The sequence below is a fragment of the Cupriavidus sp. 207A1 genome (assembly GCF_057798955.1).
Window position 1 is genome coordinate 352,143 of the sequence record NZ_JBYOJO010000003.1, and the last position, 15,387, is coordinate 367,529.

The following is a 15,387-nucleotide window of genomic DNA, read 5'->3' on the forward strand; positions in this document are numbered from 1 at the left end:
GCGCCATGTCCTGGATTCTTGCTGTTGAAACCTCTACGGAGTGGTGCTCGGTCGCGCTCGGACGCGCGGCAGACGCCGGCCTCGAGTGCCTGGTGCGTCATGAGCACACCGGCGCACGCTCGTCGGCGCGCGTGCTGCCGGCCGCCGGCGAATTGCTCGCCGAAGCCGGCATTGCGCTGGCCGATTGCGCGGCCATCGCCTTTGGCGCCGGCCCGGGCTCGTTCACCGGCCTGCGCACCGCCTGCGGCGTGGCACAGGGGCTGGCGTTCGGCGCCGGCCTGCCGGTGGTGCCGGTCAACACCCTGATGGCCTGCGCCGAGCGCGCCCGCGCCGCCACGCCGGCGCTGCCGGACGGCACCGCGGTGCTGGTGGCGCTGGATGCGCGCATGGACGAGGCCTATGCGGCGGCCTTCGGCTGGAACTCGGGCGCGCGGGAGTGGGAGGAACTCACGCCGATGCAGGTCGGCGCGCCCGAAACCGTGGCCTTGCCCGACGGCGAATTCTGGCTGGCCGGCAACGCGTCCACGGTGTTTGGCGAACGCCTGGCGGGCCTCGGCCGCGCCGCGCGCGTGCTGTCCGAGGCGATGCCGCATGCGCAGCCGATGGTTGCCCTGGCGCTGCGCGCGCTGGCGCGCGGCGAGACCATCGACGCCGACCAGGCCATGCCGGTCTACCTGCGCGACAAGGTCGCCCAGACCATCGCCGAGCGCGAGGCCGTTGCGGCGGCGCGCGCGGCGGCCCGGCCGGGGAGCGCATCGTGAGCGCCGCGTATCCCCTCGCAGACCGCCACGACTGGCCCGAGGTGCCGGCCATGCCGGCGCTGCCCGAGGGCTGGTCGCTGGGCCGCATGAGCGCGCTGGACCTGCAGGCGGTGGCGGGCATCGAGGCGCGCGCCTACAGCCATCCGTGGACGCGCGGCAATTTCGAGAACTCGGTCAAGTCCGGGCATCTCGGGCTGACGCTGCGCGACCCGGCGGGCACGCTGGTGGCCTACGCCGTGCTGATGCCGGTGGTCGATGAAATGCACCTGCTCAACATCACGGTCGAGCCGCAGCGCCAGCGCCAGGGGCTCGGGCGCCTGATGCTCGCGGTGGTGCTGGCGACCTCGCACGCGCACCGCATCCACACCATGCTGCTGGAGGTGCGGCCCTCCAATACCGGCGCGATCGCGCTGTACCAGGCGGCGGGGTTTGCCGAGATCGGACGCCGCAAGGGCTATTACCCGGCGCCCGGCGGCAAGCGCGAAGACGCGCTGGTGCTGCGCCGCGCCTGGCCGGCGCAGGCCGCCGCCAACGACGGCACGGAGGGACGGGCATGAGCCGCCGTGCGCAGTTCCTCGAGGTGCTGGGCATTCCGACCGAATGGCTGCCGCGCGCGTCCCGGGCGGCGCAGGCAGAGGCGCAGCCCGACCTGGCGGCGCAGCCGGCCGCGATGCCGGCAGCCGAGCCGCCCGCGGCAATGACGGCTGCTCCGGTGGCTGCTGCGGTTACGCATCCCGAGGCTCCGCCGGCTGCCCCGTTGGCACCGCCAGCCCCCGATCGAGCCGCGCCGGCGCTGGTTCCCGCCGGGCTGGCGCCCGACGCTGCGCAAGCGGAGCGTGAAGCGGCCATCGCCGCGATGGACTGGCCGGCGCTTGAGGCCGCGGTAGCGGGCTGCACGGCCTGCGGCCTGTGCCAGACCCGTACCAACACCGTGTTCGGCGTGGGCGCGCGCCAGGCCGAATGGATGCTGGTGGGCGAGGCCCCCGGCGAGAACGAAGACCTGCAAGGCGAGCCCTTCGTCGGCCAGGCCGGCAAGCTGCTCGACAATATGCTCGGCGCGCTCGGGCTGGCGCGCGGGCGCAATGTGTTCATCGCCAACGTGCTCAAGTGCCGCCCGCCCGGCAACCGCAATCCCGAAGCGGAAGAGGTGGCGCAGTGCGAGCCCTTCCTGCGCCGGCAGATCGCGCTGGTCAGGCCCCGCGTGATCGTGGTGCTGGGCCGCTTCGCGGCGCAATCGCTGCTGCGCACCACCACGCCGATCGGCAAGCTGCGCGGCACCGTGCATGCGTACGAAGGCATCCCCGTGGTGGTGACCTACCATCCTGCCTACCTGCTGCGCACGCTGACCGACAAGGCGCGCGCCTGGGAAGACCTGTGCCTGGCCCGTGAGGTCCACGACCGTGCGGGAGCTGGGGCCTGACCTTTCCCTGACCCGCGGCGGCGACGGCCCCGGGCCGTCGCACGCGCCGCTGTGGCGCCGTGCCGCGTCGGCACGCGCGCGCGACCTGGCCTGGACCACGCTGTCGCCGCCGCTGCTGGATGCCGTGCCGGGGGCCGCGCTGGCGCGCTGGCCGGCCGGCACCCTCGAGGCCTGGCAGCGCTGGCTCGAAGGCGCCGATCCCGCCGCGCTGCCCGCCACCATCGACGAACTGGCCGACGGCCACGCCGCGCTTGCTGCCGATGCCGACCACGACCCTGCCAACCGCAGCCTGCGCCTGGGGCGGCATGCCGAACGGCTGCTGCATTTCGCCTTGCGCCATATGCAGGGGCTGTCGCTGCTGGCCGCCAACGTGCCGGTGCGGCGCGCCGGCCGCCACGGGGTGCGCACGCTGGGCGAGCTGGATTTCGTCTGGCGCGAGCTGGACTCGGGCGCGGTGGTGCACTGGGAGATGGCGGCCAAGTTCTACCTGATGGCGGCCGCCGGCGGCCAGCGGCCGCGGGCGCAGGATTTCGTCGGCCCGAACCTGGTCGACCGCCTCGGCGACAAGCTCGGCCATATCGTGCACCGCCAGCTGCCGCTCGGGCATACCGCCGAAGCGCGGGCCGCGCTGGGCCATACCGTCGACCGCAGCGAGGTCTACCTGCTGGGCTGGCTGTTCTATCGCGACGGCCAGGTGCCGGCCGGACTGGAAACGCTGGGGATCGCGCCGGACCACTTGCACGGCTGGTGGTCCACACTCGATGCCTGGGCCGGGCGCGCGGCGGCGCGCCCGGGCTTGCGCTGGTGCCGCCTGCCACGTACGGGGTGGCTGTCGGGCGCGCTGGTGCCGGAAGCCGGCACGGCTGACGCCGGCACGCTGCACGCGCTCCTGGCGCAGCGCTTTGCCGATCCGCGCCATGATCACGGCTGGCGCCGCGAGTCGCCGGTGATGCTGTGCGAGCTGGAGCCGGCCGGGCCGCAGGCGCCGGGCTGGTGGCGCGAATGCTCGCGCGGGTTCGTGGTGCCGCCGGGATGGCAGGAGCGGGCGCTGGCGCGCACTGAAGAGCCGCCGCGGGCGGGCCCGCAAGCCGGTCAGGACGCCGCCTGACGCAGGCTGGCCGGCCGCCGCCGCGGCCGCGCCGTGAGGGTGCTAGTGGTGCTTGTCCTCGCCGATCATCGCCAGCGAGTTGAAGGTGCGCACGTTGTACTTGTGCAGCTTGAGCACCAGCGCCATGGTCACGCAGATAAACAGCCCCAGCGCGATGATGACCACGCCGATCGGCACGTTGAGCTTGATCAGCAGCGCGTACAGGCACAGCATCAGCAGCACCGAGACGTTCTCATTGAAGTTCTGCACCGCGATCGAGTGCCCGGCCGACAGCAGCACATGGCCGCGGTGCTGCAGCAGCGCGTTCATCGGCACCACGAAATATCCCGACATCGCGCCCACCAGCATCAGGAACACGTAGGCGATGGCCATGTACAGCGGCATGTGCAGGCCGAGCACGTCGAGCGTGACCTGCGGCATCGCGTCCTTGGTGTAGAACGCCATCAGCATCACCGTGGCGCCCATCGCCACGCCGAACGGCAGCACCGACAGCGATTTGCGCAGCGGGATGCGCGCCGCCGCCAGGATTGCGCCCACGGCCACGCCCACCGCCACCACGGCCTGCAGCAGCGCGCCCTGGGACAGGTTCAGGCCCAGCGATTTCTCGGCCCATTTCAGCACGATGAACTGCAGCGTCGCGCCCACGCCCCAGAACAGCGTGGTCACCGCCAGCGAGATCTGGCCCAGCTTGTCGCGCCACAGCGCCAGGAAGCAGTCGCCGAACTCGGCGATCAGCTTGATCGGGTTCTTTTCCTGCGCCGGATAGCGCGCGCCGGTGTCGGGGATAAACAGGTTGAACAGCGAAGCGATCACATAGAACAGCATGATCACCACCATCGCGACCTCGGCCGGCGTGTCGATGCCGGTATTGATGAAAGGCACGTCCAGGCGCAGCAGCAGCCCGGACACATGCACCGAGATCAGCGCGCCACCCACCACCGTGCCCAGGATGATCGAACCGACCGTCAGGCCCTCGATCCAGCCATTGGCCATCACCAGCTTTTCGGGCGGCAGCAGCTCGGTCAGGATGCCGTACTTGGCGGGCGAATACGCCGCCGCGCCGAAGCCGACCACGCCGTAGGCCAGCAGCGGATGCAGCCCGAACATCATGATGGCGCAGCCGACCACCTTGATGGCGTTGGTGATGAGCATCACCCGACCCTTGGGCATCGAGTCGGCGAAGGCGCCGACGAAGGCGGCAAGAATGACGTAGGAGAGAACGAAGAACAGCTTGAGCAGCGGGGTCATCCACTGCGGGGAATGCAATTCGGTGAGAAGGGCGATGGCGGCGATCAGTAAGGCATTGTCGGCCAGCGAGGAAAAAAACTGCGCGGCCATGATGGTGTAAAAACCCTTCTTCATGCTGTCGACTTTCTCTCCATCGCGCGCTCCATTCAGGGTAGGCAGGCTGGTGCCGGCCGCAGAGGCCATGGTTTGCAGGGAACCTTGTGCCGCGGCCGTGTCGAATTGTGTCGTAGGTGCTGCGCTGCGGCGCCGTGAGGCCTGCCTGACAGTCATTGACATAATGCTTCGCTTTTAGAACATGGCCGGAGCGTCCGGCTTTATATCACGAAAACATGACATTCCCGAACCCCGGCAACGGCTCTTTTTGACCGCAAATTGCCTTGCCGATTCCCCGATGACCCCCGGCAACAGCATCCGAATGTGTTCAAATAACGGCTGCCACCGCGGCCCGCCGGACCGGTCTCTCCCTGATCTGGTGTGCGCCCGGCGAGATATGGTGACTGGGATACCTGGGCGTGCCAATTGAGGGCATCCCGCATATCCGTCACCACAACCGTCGCGCAGCCGTCGCCCGCATGGGTCGCCGGTCCGTGCTGCGGCACACCGACAGGTGACGTTTGCGCCATCGATACTGAGACAGAGCCGTCCCTCCAGCCCGCCGAGCGCATAAGCCGCCCGCGCTGCTGCCGGCTTTGTCCGCTACCCTGATGTGACTTCCAATGCCAAGACCGATCCAAGCCGTCATCCACCAACCCGCCCTGGCCAACAATCTCGACGCGATCCGCCGCAAGGCGCCTGACTCGCGCGTCTGGGCGGTGGTCAAGGCCAACGCCTACGGCCACGGCATCCGCCGCGTCTTTGCTGCACTGCGTGGTGCCGATGGCTTCGGCCTGCTGGACCTGAATGAGGCCGTGCTGCTGCGCGATCTCGGCTGGCAGGGCCCGATCCTGCTGCTGGAGGGCTTCTTCCAGCCGCAGGACATCGCCCTGATCGAGCAATACCGGCTGACTACCGCGATCCACTGCGACGAGCAGCTGCGCATGCTGGAAAGCGCGCGCCCCAAGGGCCCGCTGGCGATCCAGCTCAAGCTCAACACCGGCATGAACCGGCTCGGCTTCCATCCGGCGGAATACCGCGCCGCCTGGGAGCGCGCGCGCGCCATGCCGTGCGTGGGCAGCATCGTCCATATGACGCATTTCTCCGATGCCGACGGCCCGCGCGGCATCGCCCACCAGGTCGAGGCCTTCGACGTCGCCACCGCCAACCTGCCGGGCGAGGCCAGCCTGTCGAATTCCGCCGCGGTGCTGTGGCATCCGCAGGCACACCGCGCCTGGGTGCGCCCCGGCATCATCCTGTACGGCGCCTCGCCCACCGGCCGCGATGCCGATATCGCCGGCACCGGGTTGCAGCCGGCGATGTCGCTGCACAGCGAGCTGATCGCGGTGCAGGACCTGCAGCCCGGCGATACCGTCGGCTATGGTTCGCTCTTCACCGCGGAGCGGCCGATGCGCATCGGCGTGGTCGCCTGCGGCTATGCCGACGGCTACCCGCGCCACGCCTCGGGCTGGGGCGAGCAGCGTGCGCCGGTGCTGGTCGACGGCGTGCGCACCGAACTGGTCGGGCGCGTATCGATGGACATGCTGTGCGTCGACCTGACGCCGTGCCCGAAGGCGCGCGTCGGCAGCCCGGTCACGCTGTGGGGCCAGGGCCTGCCGATCGACGAGGTGGCGCAGGCCAGCGGCACGGTCGGCTACGAGCTGATGTGCGCGCTGGCGCCGCGCGTGCCGACCACGGTGGCGACCATCACCGCATCGGACAGCGCCGCGCCTGCGATCGCCTGATGTGGCCTGACGTGCTTACCTAGGCAGCACGGTGCGGGCGCAGCGCCGCACGGTTACGCTCTGCACGCGTCCCCAGGCCGCCAAGCCCACTGCGCTACCTCCGCGGGCCGGGTCGTTTCCGGCCCGGCCCGATTCTTTCTGCAAGGACCTCCGTTGGCCAAGAGCAAGACTGTCTATACCTGTACCGAATGCGGCGGCACCACGCCGCGCTGGGCCGGCCAGTGCCCGCATTGCCAGCAGTGGAACACGCTGGTGGAGACCGTGGCGGAATCCGCCGCGAACAAGCGCTTCCAGCCGCTGGCGGCATCGGCCACGGTGCGCAAGCTGGCCGAGATCGAAGCCGCCGACGTGCCGCGCTTTTCCAGCGGCATCGACGAGTTCGACCGGGTGCTGGGCGGCGGCCTGGTGTCGGGCGGCGTGGTGCTGATCGGCGGCGATCCCGGTATCGGCAAGTCCACGCTGCTGCTGCAGGCGCTGGCCAACCTGGCCGGACAACGCCGCGTGCTCTACGTCAGCGGCGAGGAATCCGGCGCGCAGATCGCGCTGCGGGCGCAGCGCCTGGGCGTGGAAAGCCCGTCGCTGGGGCTGCTCGCCGAAATCCAGCTGGAGAAGATCCAGGCCACGCTGGAAGTGGAAAAGCCCGAGGTTGCGGTGATCGATTCGATCCAGACGCTGTATTCCGAGGCGCTGACCTCGGCGCCGGGGTCGGTGGCGCAGGTGCGCGAATGCGCGGCGCAGCTCACGCGCATCGCCAAGAGCAGCGGCACCACCATCATCCTGGTCGGCCACGTGACCAAGGAGGGCAGCCTGGCGGGTCCGCGCGTGCTCGAGCATATCGTCGATACGGTGCTGTATTTCGAAGGCGATACCCATTCTTCGCACCGGCTGATCCGCGCCTTCAAGAACCGCTTCGGCGCGGTCAACGAGCTGGGCGTGTTCGCCATGACCGAGCGCGGCCTGCGCGGCATCAGCAATCCGTCGGCGCTGTTCCTGTCGCAGCATGAAGAGACCGTGCCGGGCTCGTGCGTGCTGGTGACGCAGGAAGGCACGCGGCCGCTGCTGGTGGAAATCCAGGCGCTGGTCGATACTGCGCACGTGCCCAACCCGCGCCGGCTGGCAGTGGGGCTGGAGCAGAACCGGCTGGCCCTGCTGCTGGCGGTGCTGCACCGGCACGCTGGCATCGCCTGCTTCGACCAGGACGTGTTCCTGAACGCTGTGGGCGGGGTCAAGATCACCGAACCCGCGGCGGACCTGGCGGTGCTGCTGTCGATCCACTCGTCGATGCGCAACAAGCCGCTGCCGCGGGGCCTGGTGGTGTTCGGCGAAGTGGGGCTGGCCGGCGAGATCCGCCCCAGCCCGCGCGGGCAGGAGCGCCTGAAGGAGGCGGCCAAGCTGGGCTTTACGCTGGCCGTGATCCCGAAGGCCAACGCGCCCAAGCAGAAGATCGACGGGCTCGAAGTGATCGCGGTGGAGCGCATCGAGCAGGCCATCGACCGCGTGCGCCACCTGGACTGAGCCATGGACACCGGCATCGCTTTCGAGACCAGCCGCTTGCGGCTGCGCCAGTGGCGCGATGAAGACTATGCGCCGTTTGCCGCGCTCAATGCCGATGCGCAGGTGATGCGCTATTTCCCGGCACCGCTGACGCGCGCCGAAAGCGATGCGATGGCCGCGCGCTGCCGCGGCCTGATCGCGGACAGGGGGTGGGGCGTCTGGGTGGTCGAACGAAGCGCGGACGATGCCTTCCTGGGCTTCGTCGGACTGCACGAGCCGGCCGCCGCGCTGCCGTTCGCGCCGTGCGTGGAGATCGCCTGGCGGCTGGCGCGGCCGGCCTGGGGCCACGGCTACGCCACCGAGGCGGCGCGCGGCGCGCTCGCTTATGGCTTCGGCCGCCTGGCGCTGGAAGAGATCGTCGCCTTCACCACGCTCGCCAATACCCGCTCGCGGGCGGTGATGGAGCGGCTCGGCATGCGCCAGGATGCCGAGGGCTTCGACCATCCCGCATTGCCGCCGGGACACCCGTTGCGGCCGCATTGCCTGTACCGCCTGCCGCGCGCGGCGTGGCAGGCAGCGGGCACGTGATGCCGATGGGTCGATCCGCCGCGGGTCAGCAGGCCGGCGCCGCATGTGGCGCCGCATGTGGCGCCGCATGTGACGGCGGATGTGGCGCCGACGGCAGGCGCGGCAAAATCGGTAATAATGCGCAGCACAGCCGCGCCCTCGCACTGACGGCAACGATTTACCGGATTACCTGAGTTCCAATGATGCAAGCCAATTCCCGCGCCTATTTCCTGCTGATTGCCATCGTCTCCTTCGCCCTGGTCGGCGTCGCGCTCTACCTGCAGATCGAAAAGGGCTACCAGCCTTGTCCGCTGTGCGTGATGCAGCGCTTCGCCTTTATCGGCATCGGCCTGTTCTCGCTGCTGGCCGCGGTGGCGCAGAACACGCGCTCGCTGTGGCAGGGCCTGGGCATGCTGTCCGGCATCGCCGGCATCGCGGTCGCGGTCTATCACGTGTCGCTGCTGCTCAATCCCAAGGCCTCGTGCGGCATCGATCCGCTCGAGAACTGGGTCAATGCGCTGCCCACCGCCAAGGTGCTGCCGCAGCTGTTCTACTCCGACGGCCTGTGCACCGCGCCGCTGCCGCCGGTGCTGGGGCTGTCGGTGCCGGCATGGTCGCTGATCTGGCTGTTTGTGCTGACGCTGACGCTGGCGGTGGGGCTGATCCGGAGGGAGAAGAATTTCCGCTGAGCCCGGGATAAGCGAACGATATAAAGAGAAACGGCGCCGTCGGCGCCGTTTCTCTTTTTCGGTGATGCAAGGGAGGGGACTCGAAGCCGAATCCGATCACGCAATCTGCTCGATCTGCTCCTGCAGCTCCAGCCACTTCTCTTCCAGCGTCTCCAGTTCGCCGTTGACCTCGCCCTGGCGCTTGAGCATTTCCATCAGCTTCATCTTGTTGGCCTCGGCATAGCTGGCTTCGTCGGCCATGAACCGGTCGATCTCCTCCCGGGCAGTCTGCAGCACCGCCATCCGCTTCTCGACCTTTTCCAGCTCCTTGGTCAGCGGCTTGCGCAGCGCCGACAAGCGCTGGCGCTCGTCGGCCTCGGCGCGGCGCTGGTCCTTGCGGTTGACCGCAGCCGCGGCCTCGCCGGCGTTTTCCGCCTGGTGCGCGGCGGTGGCGGCATTGCGCTTGGCCGCGGCCTGCTGCAGCAGCCAGTCGCGGTAGTCGTCGAGGTCGCCGTCGAACGGCCGGATGGTGCCGTCGGCGACCAGCATGAACTGGTCGGCGGTGGCGCGCAGCAGGTGCCGGTCGTGCGAGACCAGGATCAGCGTGCCTTCGAACTGTGCCAGCGCCATGGTCAGCGCCTCGCGCGTGTCGAGGTCGAGGTGATTGGTCGGTTCATCGAGCAGCAGCAGGTTGGGCTTTTGCCAGACGATCAGGGCCAGCGCCAGCCGGGCCTTTTCGCCGCCGGAAAAGGGCTCGATCGGCGTGGTCGCCATGTCGCCGCGGAAGTTGAAGCTGCCGAGGAAGTCGCGCAGCTCCTGCTCGCGCACGTCGGGCGCCAGGCGCGCGAGGTGCTGCAGCGCGGAGTCGTGGTCGCGCAGCGTTTCCAGCTGGTGCTGGGCGAAGTAGCCGATCTGCAGGCCCTTGCCCAGGCGCAGGTTGCCCGTGAGCGGATCCTGGGTGCCGGCCAGGGTCTTGACCAGCGTCGACTTGCCCTGGCCGTTCGCGCCCAGCAGGCCGATGCGCTGGCCGTTCTGGATCGACAGCGCCAGGTTGTGCAGGATGGTGACGGGCGGATCGGCTTCGGCGTAGCCGCAATCGACGCCGTCGAGCACCATCATCGGATTGGGCGCGGCATCGGGCTCGCGGAACTCGAAGGCAAAGCCGGCGGCGACGTGCACCGGCGCCAGCCGCTCCATCTTTTCCAGCGCCTTGACCCGGCTCTGCGCCTGGCGTGCCTTGGTTGCCTTGGCCTTGAAGCGGGTGATGAACGATTCCAGGTGCGCGATTTCCTTCTGCTGGCGCACGTAGGCGGCCTGCTGCTGCGCCATCTGCTGCAGGCGCAGGGTCTCGAACAGCGTGTAGTTGCCGCCGTAGCGGCGCAGCTGCTGGTTCTCGATATGCACCGTGACATTGCAGATCGCGTCGAGGAATTCGCGGTCGTGCGAGATCATCACCAGCGTGCCCGGGTAGCGCGCCAGCCAGTCTTCCAGCCAGACGATGGCGTCCAGGTCCAGGTGGTTGGTCGGTTCGTCGAGCAGCAGCAGGTCCGACGGGCACATCAGCGCCTGCGCCAGGTTCAGGCGCATGCGCCAGCCGCCGGAAAACGATGCCACCGGCTGCGACACCTGCGCCAGCGTGAAGCCCAGGCCCAGCAGCAGGGCCTCGGCGCGCGCCGGCGCGGTATAGCCGTCGGCGTCGGCATAGGCGGCATGGGCTTCGCCTTCGGCGCTGCCGTCGCCGCTGGCCTGGGCCGCGGCAATCGCGGCCTCGATCTCGCGCAGCCGGGTGTCGCCGTCGATCACGTAGTCCACCGCGGTGCGGCTGACCGCCGGCGTTTCCTGCGCCACGTGGGCGACGCGCCACTGCGCCGGCACGCTGACATCGCCCCCGTCCGGATGCAGTTCGCCGCGCAGCAGCGCGAACAGCGTCGACTTGCCGCTGCCGTTGGCGCCGACGAGGCCCACGCGCTCGCCCGGGTTGAGCGTCACGCTGGTGTGGTCGAACAGCACCTTGGTGCCGCGCTGAAGGACTAGCTGGTCGATTCGGATCACGAGAGGGGAAATGCCTGAGTGAAAAACAGAAAAAGCGCCGTGAACGCGGGCCGGGGCCGGCGCTGTGGCGCTGGCCCGCATTGTAGCGTTTCCGGTGCGGCGCACGCCGTGCCGGTGCAAGGGGTGCGCCACAGCGGGTCGAAGCGCGTCGATACATGCACCGTGAAAGTGCCGCGAAATACGGTGAATCTAGGGATTACCCTTGGTCTGGCAAAACTCTATTTTCTTGGAAGTCGGTTGCGTGTAAATTCATTTTCACAACGACGCGCACCCTGATGCGCTGTCGATCAACCGCTTCCACCATGCCCATTGGCCATTCGATCTCGGACCGCATTGCACGCAGCCTGCCGTCGCTGACGCCGGCGCACCGCCGCATGGCGGAATACGTGCTGGCCAACCTGTTTCGCGCAGCGACCATGCGCATCGACGAATTCGCCGCGGCGGTGGAGGTATCGGTAGCGACGGCCAACCGCTTTGCCCGCGCACTCGGCTTCGATGGCTATCCGCAGTTCCGGGCCGAGCTGGTGCGCGGTTTCGAAGCCACGCTGGCGCCGGTGGAGCGGCTGCGCAGCGAGCTGGAACGACCCGCCACCGTGGCCGAAGTGTTCGCCGCCTCGCTCGAGGACGCGGCCGCCAATGCCGAAGCCACGCGGCGCGGCATCGATGCGCAGGCGTGCGAGCGCGCGGTTTCGGCCATCCTTGGGGCGCAGCGCGTCTACGTGGCGGGCTTCGGCGCCAGCGGCTTCCTGGCGGGACTGCTGCAGCACGGCCTGGAAATGCACTGCCGCATGGTGACCTCGGTCGCCGGTGCGGGCGGGGCCTCGCACGCGGCGCGCCAGCTGTTCAAGCTGCAGCCGAGCGACCTGCTGATCGTGATCGCCTTCCCGCGCTATGTGACCGATTCCATCGAACTGGCCCAGCGCGTCAAGGCGCACGGCGGCCAGGTGCTGGCGCTGACCGACGGCCCGACCTCGCCGCTGGCGCCGCTGGCCGATATCGCGCTGTATGCGCAGGCCGGCAACCGGCTCTCGGCCAACTCGGATGCCACCGTGCTGGCGCTGATCGAGGCGCTGTGCGGCGCGGTGGCGCACCGGGCCGAACGCCCGGTCAAGGCCGCCGCCGAAATGACCGAATTCCTGCTGCCGTGGCTATATGGCACGCCCGAGGCCGAGCCCGCGCGCCGGTCCGCGCCGATGCCAGTGCAACCCACCGAAGCCAAGACCGGCGCGCGCCGCGCGCGGTCGTCCAACACCCGCAAGTCCTGAGTCCAAGTCTCCTTATGCAAGCAGCTGTCATTGCCATCCACGGCGGCGCCGGCACCATCACCCGCGCGGCGATGGATGCGGCCCGCGAACGCGAATACATCGAAGCGCTGCAACACGTGCTGCAAGCCGGCCAGCGCATCCTGGCCGATGGCGGCAGCGCGCTCGACGCCGTCACCGAGGCGGTGCGCCTGCTCGAAGAATGCCCGCTGTTCAACGCCGGCAAGGGCGCCGTGCTGACCCATGCCGGCACCTATGAACTGGATGCGGCGGTAATGGATGGTGCCACCCTCAATGCCGGCGCGGTGGCCTGCGTCACGCGCCTGCGCAACCCGGTGCTGGCCGCGCGCGCGGTGCTGGAGCACAGCGAGCATGTGCTGTTTGCCGGCGCCGGCGCCGAGGCCTTCGCGCAGGCGCAGGGGCTGGAGCTGGTAGCGCCGGAGTACTACTTCACCCACGCCCGCCACGACCAGTGGCAGCGTGCGCGCGGCAACGCCGGCATGGCGCTGCTCGACCACGACGCCGCGACGCTGGCCGCGCAGCAGGCGCGCGGCACGGAACCGATCGATCCCGACAGCAAGTTCGGCACCGTGGGCGCGGTCGCCTGCGACAGCCGTGGCAATCTCGCGGCGGCCACGTCCACCGGCGGCGTCACCAACAAGCAGGTGGGCCGCGTCGGCGATACCCCGCTGATCGGCGCCGGCTGCTATGCCGACGATGTCGCGGCGGTGTCCGCCACCGGCACCGGCGAAATGTTTATCCGCACCGTGGCCGCGCACGACGTCGCGGCGCAGATGCGCTATGCCGGCCTGCCGCTCGACGAGGCGGCGCGGCGCGTCGTGATGGAAAAGCTGCCCGCGATCCAGGGCCGCGGTGGCCTGATCGCGGTGGACCGGGCCGGCAACGTCACGCTGCCCTTCAACACCGAAGGCATGTACCGCGGTGTCGCCCGGGTGGGCGAGGCCGTCGACGTATCGATCTACGGCTGACGCGCCGCCTGCCAGGCCGTCCCGCATCCCGCCATACAAGGAGTACCCGTGGTCACTACCCCAGCGCCAGCGCGCGTTCCCGCTTCCGGCATCGTCCTGCCGCCCGAACGCGTCGTCCAGGTAAACGGGCTCACCGTGCGCTTCGCCACGTCGGAGCGCACTGTCGAGGCCGTGCGCAACCTGTCTTTCCATGTCGATCGCGGCGAGACGCTGGCGGTGGTGGGCGAGTCGGGCTCGGGCAAGTCGGTGACCTCGCTGGCGCTGATGCGGCTGGTCGAGCATGGCGGTGGCAAGATCGCGACGGGCAGCATGGCGCTGCGCCGGCGCGGCGGCGAGGTGATCGACCTCGCGCGCACCGACAACGCCACCCTGCGCAGCGTGCGCGGCGCCGACGTGGCGATGATCTTCCAGGAGCCGATGACCTCGCTCAACCCGGTGTTCCCGGTGGGCGAGCAGATCGCGGAATCGATCCGCCTGCACCAGGGCAAGAGCCGCGCGGCGGCACGGGCCGAGGCGCTGCGCATGCTGGAGCTGGTGCGCATCCCGGAAGCGCGCCGCGTGCTCGAGCGCTATCCGCACCAGCTTTCCGGCGGCATGCGCCAGCGCGTGATGATCGCGATGGCGCTGTCGTGCAAGCCCGCGCTGCTGATCGCAGACGAGCCCACCACGGCGCTGGACGTGACCATCCAGGCCGAGATCCTGCAGCTGATGCGCAGCCTGCAGGCCGAGATGCACATGGGCGTGGTGTTCATCACCCACGACATGGGCGTGGTCGCCGAAGTGGCAGACCGCGTGCTGGTGATGTACCGCGGCGAGAAGGTGGAAGAGGGCACCTCCGACGACGTGTTCCGCGCGCCGGCGCATCCGTACACGCGCGCGCTGCTGTCGGCGGTGCCGCGCCTTGGCGCCATGCGCGGCACCGACCTGCCGGCCAAGTTCCCGCTGCTGCGCCTGGACAGCGCCAGCCCCGAGGCGGCCGCGCCGCAGGATACGGTGGCCCCCGGCGTGGCGCCGATCCTGCGGGTGCAGGACCTGGTCACGCGTTTCGACGTGCCCGGCGGCCTGTTCGGCCGCGTCACGCGGCGCGTGCATGCGGTCGAGCAGGTCAGCTTCGACCTCTATCCCGGCGAGACGCTGGCACTGGTGGGGGAATCGGGTTGCGGCAAGTCCACCACCGGCCGCTCGCTGCTGCGCCTGGTGGAAAGCCAGAGCGGCACCATCGAATTCAACGGGCAGAACATCAGCAAGATGGAAGGGCCGGCGCTGCAGACCCTGCGCCGCAATATCCAGTTCATCTTCCAGGACCCGTTCGCCTCGCTCGATCCGCGCGTGCCGGTCGGCTATTCGATCATGGAGCCGCTGCTGGTGCACAAGGTCGCCAGCGGCAAGGAGGCCGAGCAGCGCGTGGCGTGGCTGCTCGACAAGGTGGGGCTGGACCCGTCGCACGCGGCGCGCTATCCGCACGAGTTCTCCGGCGGCCAGCGCCAGCGCATCTGCATTGCGCGCGCGCTGGCGCTGAACCCCAAGGTGGTGGTGGCGGACGAGTCGGTGTCGGCGCTCGACGTGTCGATCCAGGCGCAGATCGTCAACCTGATGCTGGACCTGCAGCGCGAGCTCGGCATCGCCTTCCTGTTTATCTCGCACGACATGGCGGTGGTGGAGCGCGTCAGCCACCGCGTCGCGGTGATGTACCTGGGCCAGATCGTCGAGATCGGCCCGCGCCGCGCGATCTTCGAGAACCCGCAGCATCCGTACACGAAGAAGCTGATGTCGGCGGTGCCGATCGCCGACCCGGCGCGGCGCCACCTGCGGCGCGAGCCGCTCAACGACGAGATCCCCAGCCCGATCCGCGCGGTCGGCGACGAGCCGGTGGTGCAGCCGCTGGTGCAGGTCGCGGGCAGCGGTGCGCTCGGCCATTTTGTTGCGCGGCACGCCGTTGGCGGCGCCTACTGAAGTCTGTTGTTCTTCCAAGGAGAATCA

General features: G+C 69.5%; 13 protein-coding genes. 11 read left to right on the forward strand and 2 right to left on the reverse strand.

Features of this window, described 5'->3' with window-relative positions:
- Window positions 1–5: 5 nt before the first annotated feature.
- The 4 genes from tsaB to AC3FMM_RS07300 are packed head-to-tail and all read left to right on the forward strand — an operon-like array spanning window position 6 to window position 3,289.
- Window positions 6–761 carry a tRNA (adenosine(37)-N6)-threonylcarbamoyltransferase complex dimerization subunit type 1 TsaB gene (tsaB, locus tag AC3FMM_RS07285; RefSeq protein WP_488686347.1) on the forward strand — a complete coding sequence of 252 codons (756 nt, stop codon included), beginning with the start codon at window positions 6–8 and terminating at the stop codon, window positions 759–761.
- Entirely contained in the window at window positions 758–1,318 is a 561-nt protein-coding gene (gene rimI / locus AC3FMM_RS07290) for a ribosomal protein S18-alanine N-acetyltransferase (protein WP_115709782.1), read from the forward strand. The genes tsaB and rimI overlap by 4 nt, the downstream gene beginning before the upstream one ends.
- Window positions 1,315–2,181, forward strand: coding sequence for a uracil-DNA glycosylase (locus tag AC3FMM_RS07295; RefSeq protein WP_488686348.1), 867 nt, complete (start codon window positions 1,315–1,317; stop codon window positions 2,179–2,181). Before rimI ends, AC3FMM_RS07295 begins: the two co-directional genes overlap by 4 nt.
- Entirely contained in the window at window positions 2,147–3,289 is a 1,143-nt protein-coding gene (locus AC3FMM_RS07300) for a DUF1853 family protein (protein WP_488686349.1), read from the forward strand. Before AC3FMM_RS07295 ends, AC3FMM_RS07300 begins: the two co-directional genes overlap by 35 nt.
- Before the next feature lie 42 nt (window positions 3,290–3,331).
- Here the strand turns inward: AC3FMM_RS07300 and lplT are convergent, their stop codons facing one another.
- The gene (lplT, locus tag AC3FMM_RS07305) at window positions 3,332–4,651 is read right to left on the reverse strand and encodes a lysophospholipid transporter LplT (RefSeq protein WP_488686350.1); all 1,320 of its coding nucleotides are present in this window, start codon (window positions 4,649–4,651) and stop codon (window positions 3,332–3,334) included.
- 602 nt (window positions 4,652–5,253) lie between these two features.
- Here lplT and alr point away from each other — a divergent pair.
- From alr to AC3FMM_RS07325, 4 genes are all read left to right on the forward strand, one after another.
- Window positions 5,254–6,375 carry an alanine racemase gene (gene alr / locus AC3FMM_RS07310; protein ID WP_115709776.1) on the forward strand — a complete coding sequence of 374 codons (1,122 nt, stop codon included), beginning with the start codon at window positions 5,254–5,256 and terminating at the stop codon, window positions 6,373–6,375.
- Window positions 6,376–6,528: 153 nt separating this feature from the next.
- The gene (radA, locus tag AC3FMM_RS07315; RefSeq protein ID WP_012352996.1) at window positions 6,529–7,890 is read left to right on the forward strand and encodes a DNA repair protein RadA; all 1,362 of its coding nucleotides are present in this window, start codon (window positions 6,529–6,531) and stop codon (window positions 7,888–7,890) included.
- A 3-nt stretch (window positions 7,891–7,893) separates the two neighbouring features.
- A complete protein-coding gene (locus AC3FMM_RS07320) occupies window positions 7,894–8,457 on the forward strand; it encodes a GNAT family N-acetyltransferase (protein ID WP_488686351.1) in 564 nt (187 codons plus the stop codon).
- A 182-nt stretch (window positions 8,458–8,639) separates the two neighbouring features.
- Window positions 8,640–9,125 (forward strand): disulfide bond formation protein B, encoded by a 486-nt coding sequence (locus tag AC3FMM_RS07325; RefSeq protein ID WP_115681454.1) that lies wholly within the window; start codon window positions 8,640–8,642, stop codon window positions 9,123–9,125.
- A gap of 96 nt (window positions 9,126–9,221) precedes the next feature.
- Here AC3FMM_RS07325 and AC3FMM_RS07330 read toward each other — a convergent pair whose 3' ends face one another.
- On the reverse strand, window positions 9,222–11,156 hold the full coding sequence (locus AC3FMM_RS07330; protein WP_116312678.1) for an ATP-binding cassette domain-containing protein: 1,935 nt from the start codon (window positions 11,154–11,156) through the stop codon (window positions 9,222–9,224).
- A gap of 302 nt (window positions 11,157–11,458) precedes the next feature.
- Between AC3FMM_RS07330 and AC3FMM_RS07335 the strand changes: the two genes are divergently transcribed.
- The 3 genes from AC3FMM_RS07335 to AC3FMM_RS07345 are packed head-to-tail and all read left to right on the forward strand — an operon-like array spanning window position 11,459 to window position 15,360.
- Window positions 11,459–12,421, forward strand: coding sequence for a MurR/RpiR family transcriptional regulator (locus AC3FMM_RS07335; protein WP_326346920.1), 963 nt, complete (start codon window positions 11,459–11,461; stop codon window positions 12,419–12,421).
- 14 nt (window positions 12,422–12,435) lie between these two features.
- A complete protein-coding gene (locus AC3FMM_RS07340) occupies window positions 12,436–13,407 on the forward strand; it encodes an isoaspartyl peptidase/L-asparaginase family protein (protein WP_115709768.1) in 972 nt (323 codons plus the stop codon).
- A gap of 48 nt (window positions 13,408–13,455) precedes the next feature.
- A complete protein-coding gene (locus AC3FMM_RS07345; RefSeq protein WP_116312676.1) occupies window positions 13,456–15,360 on the forward strand; it encodes a dipeptide ABC transporter ATP-binding protein in 1,905 nt (634 codons plus the stop codon).
- The last annotated feature ends 27 nt before the right edge of the window (window positions 15,361–15,387 follow it).

Bases quoted from the DNA above. Each gene is read 5' to 3' on its own strand.
- tsaB (WP_488686347.1), top strand. From the start codon at position 6: ATGTCCTGGATTCTTGCTGTTGAAACCTCTACGGAGTGGTGCTCGGTC.
- AC3FMM_RS07295 (WP_488686348.1), top strand. From the start codon at position 1,315: ATGAGCCGCCGTGCGCAGTTCCTCGAGGTGCTGGGCATTCCGACCGAA.
- lplT (WP_488686350.1), bottom strand. From the start codon at position 4,651: ATGAAGAAGGGTTTTTACACCATCATGGCCGCGCAGTTTTTTTCCTCG.
- alr (WP_115709776.1), top strand. From the start codon at position 5,254: ATGCCAAGACCGATCCAAGCCGTCATCCACCAACCCGCCCTGGCCAAC.
- AC3FMM_RS07320 (WP_488686351.1), top strand. From the start codon at position 7,894: ATGGACACCGGCATCGCTTTCGAGACCAGCCGCTTGCGGCTGCGCCAG.
- AC3FMM_RS07325 (WP_115681454.1), top strand. From the start codon at position 8,640: ATGCAAGCCAATTCCCGCGCCTATTTCCTGCTGATTGCCATCGTCTCC.
- AC3FMM_RS07335 (WP_326346920.1), top strand. From the start codon at position 11,459: ATGCCCATTGGCCATTCGATCTCGGACCGCATTGCACGCAGCCTGCCG.
- AC3FMM_RS07340 (WP_115709768.1), top strand. From the start codon at position 12,436: ATGCAAGCAGCTGTCATTGCCATCCACGGCGGCGCCGGCACCATCACC.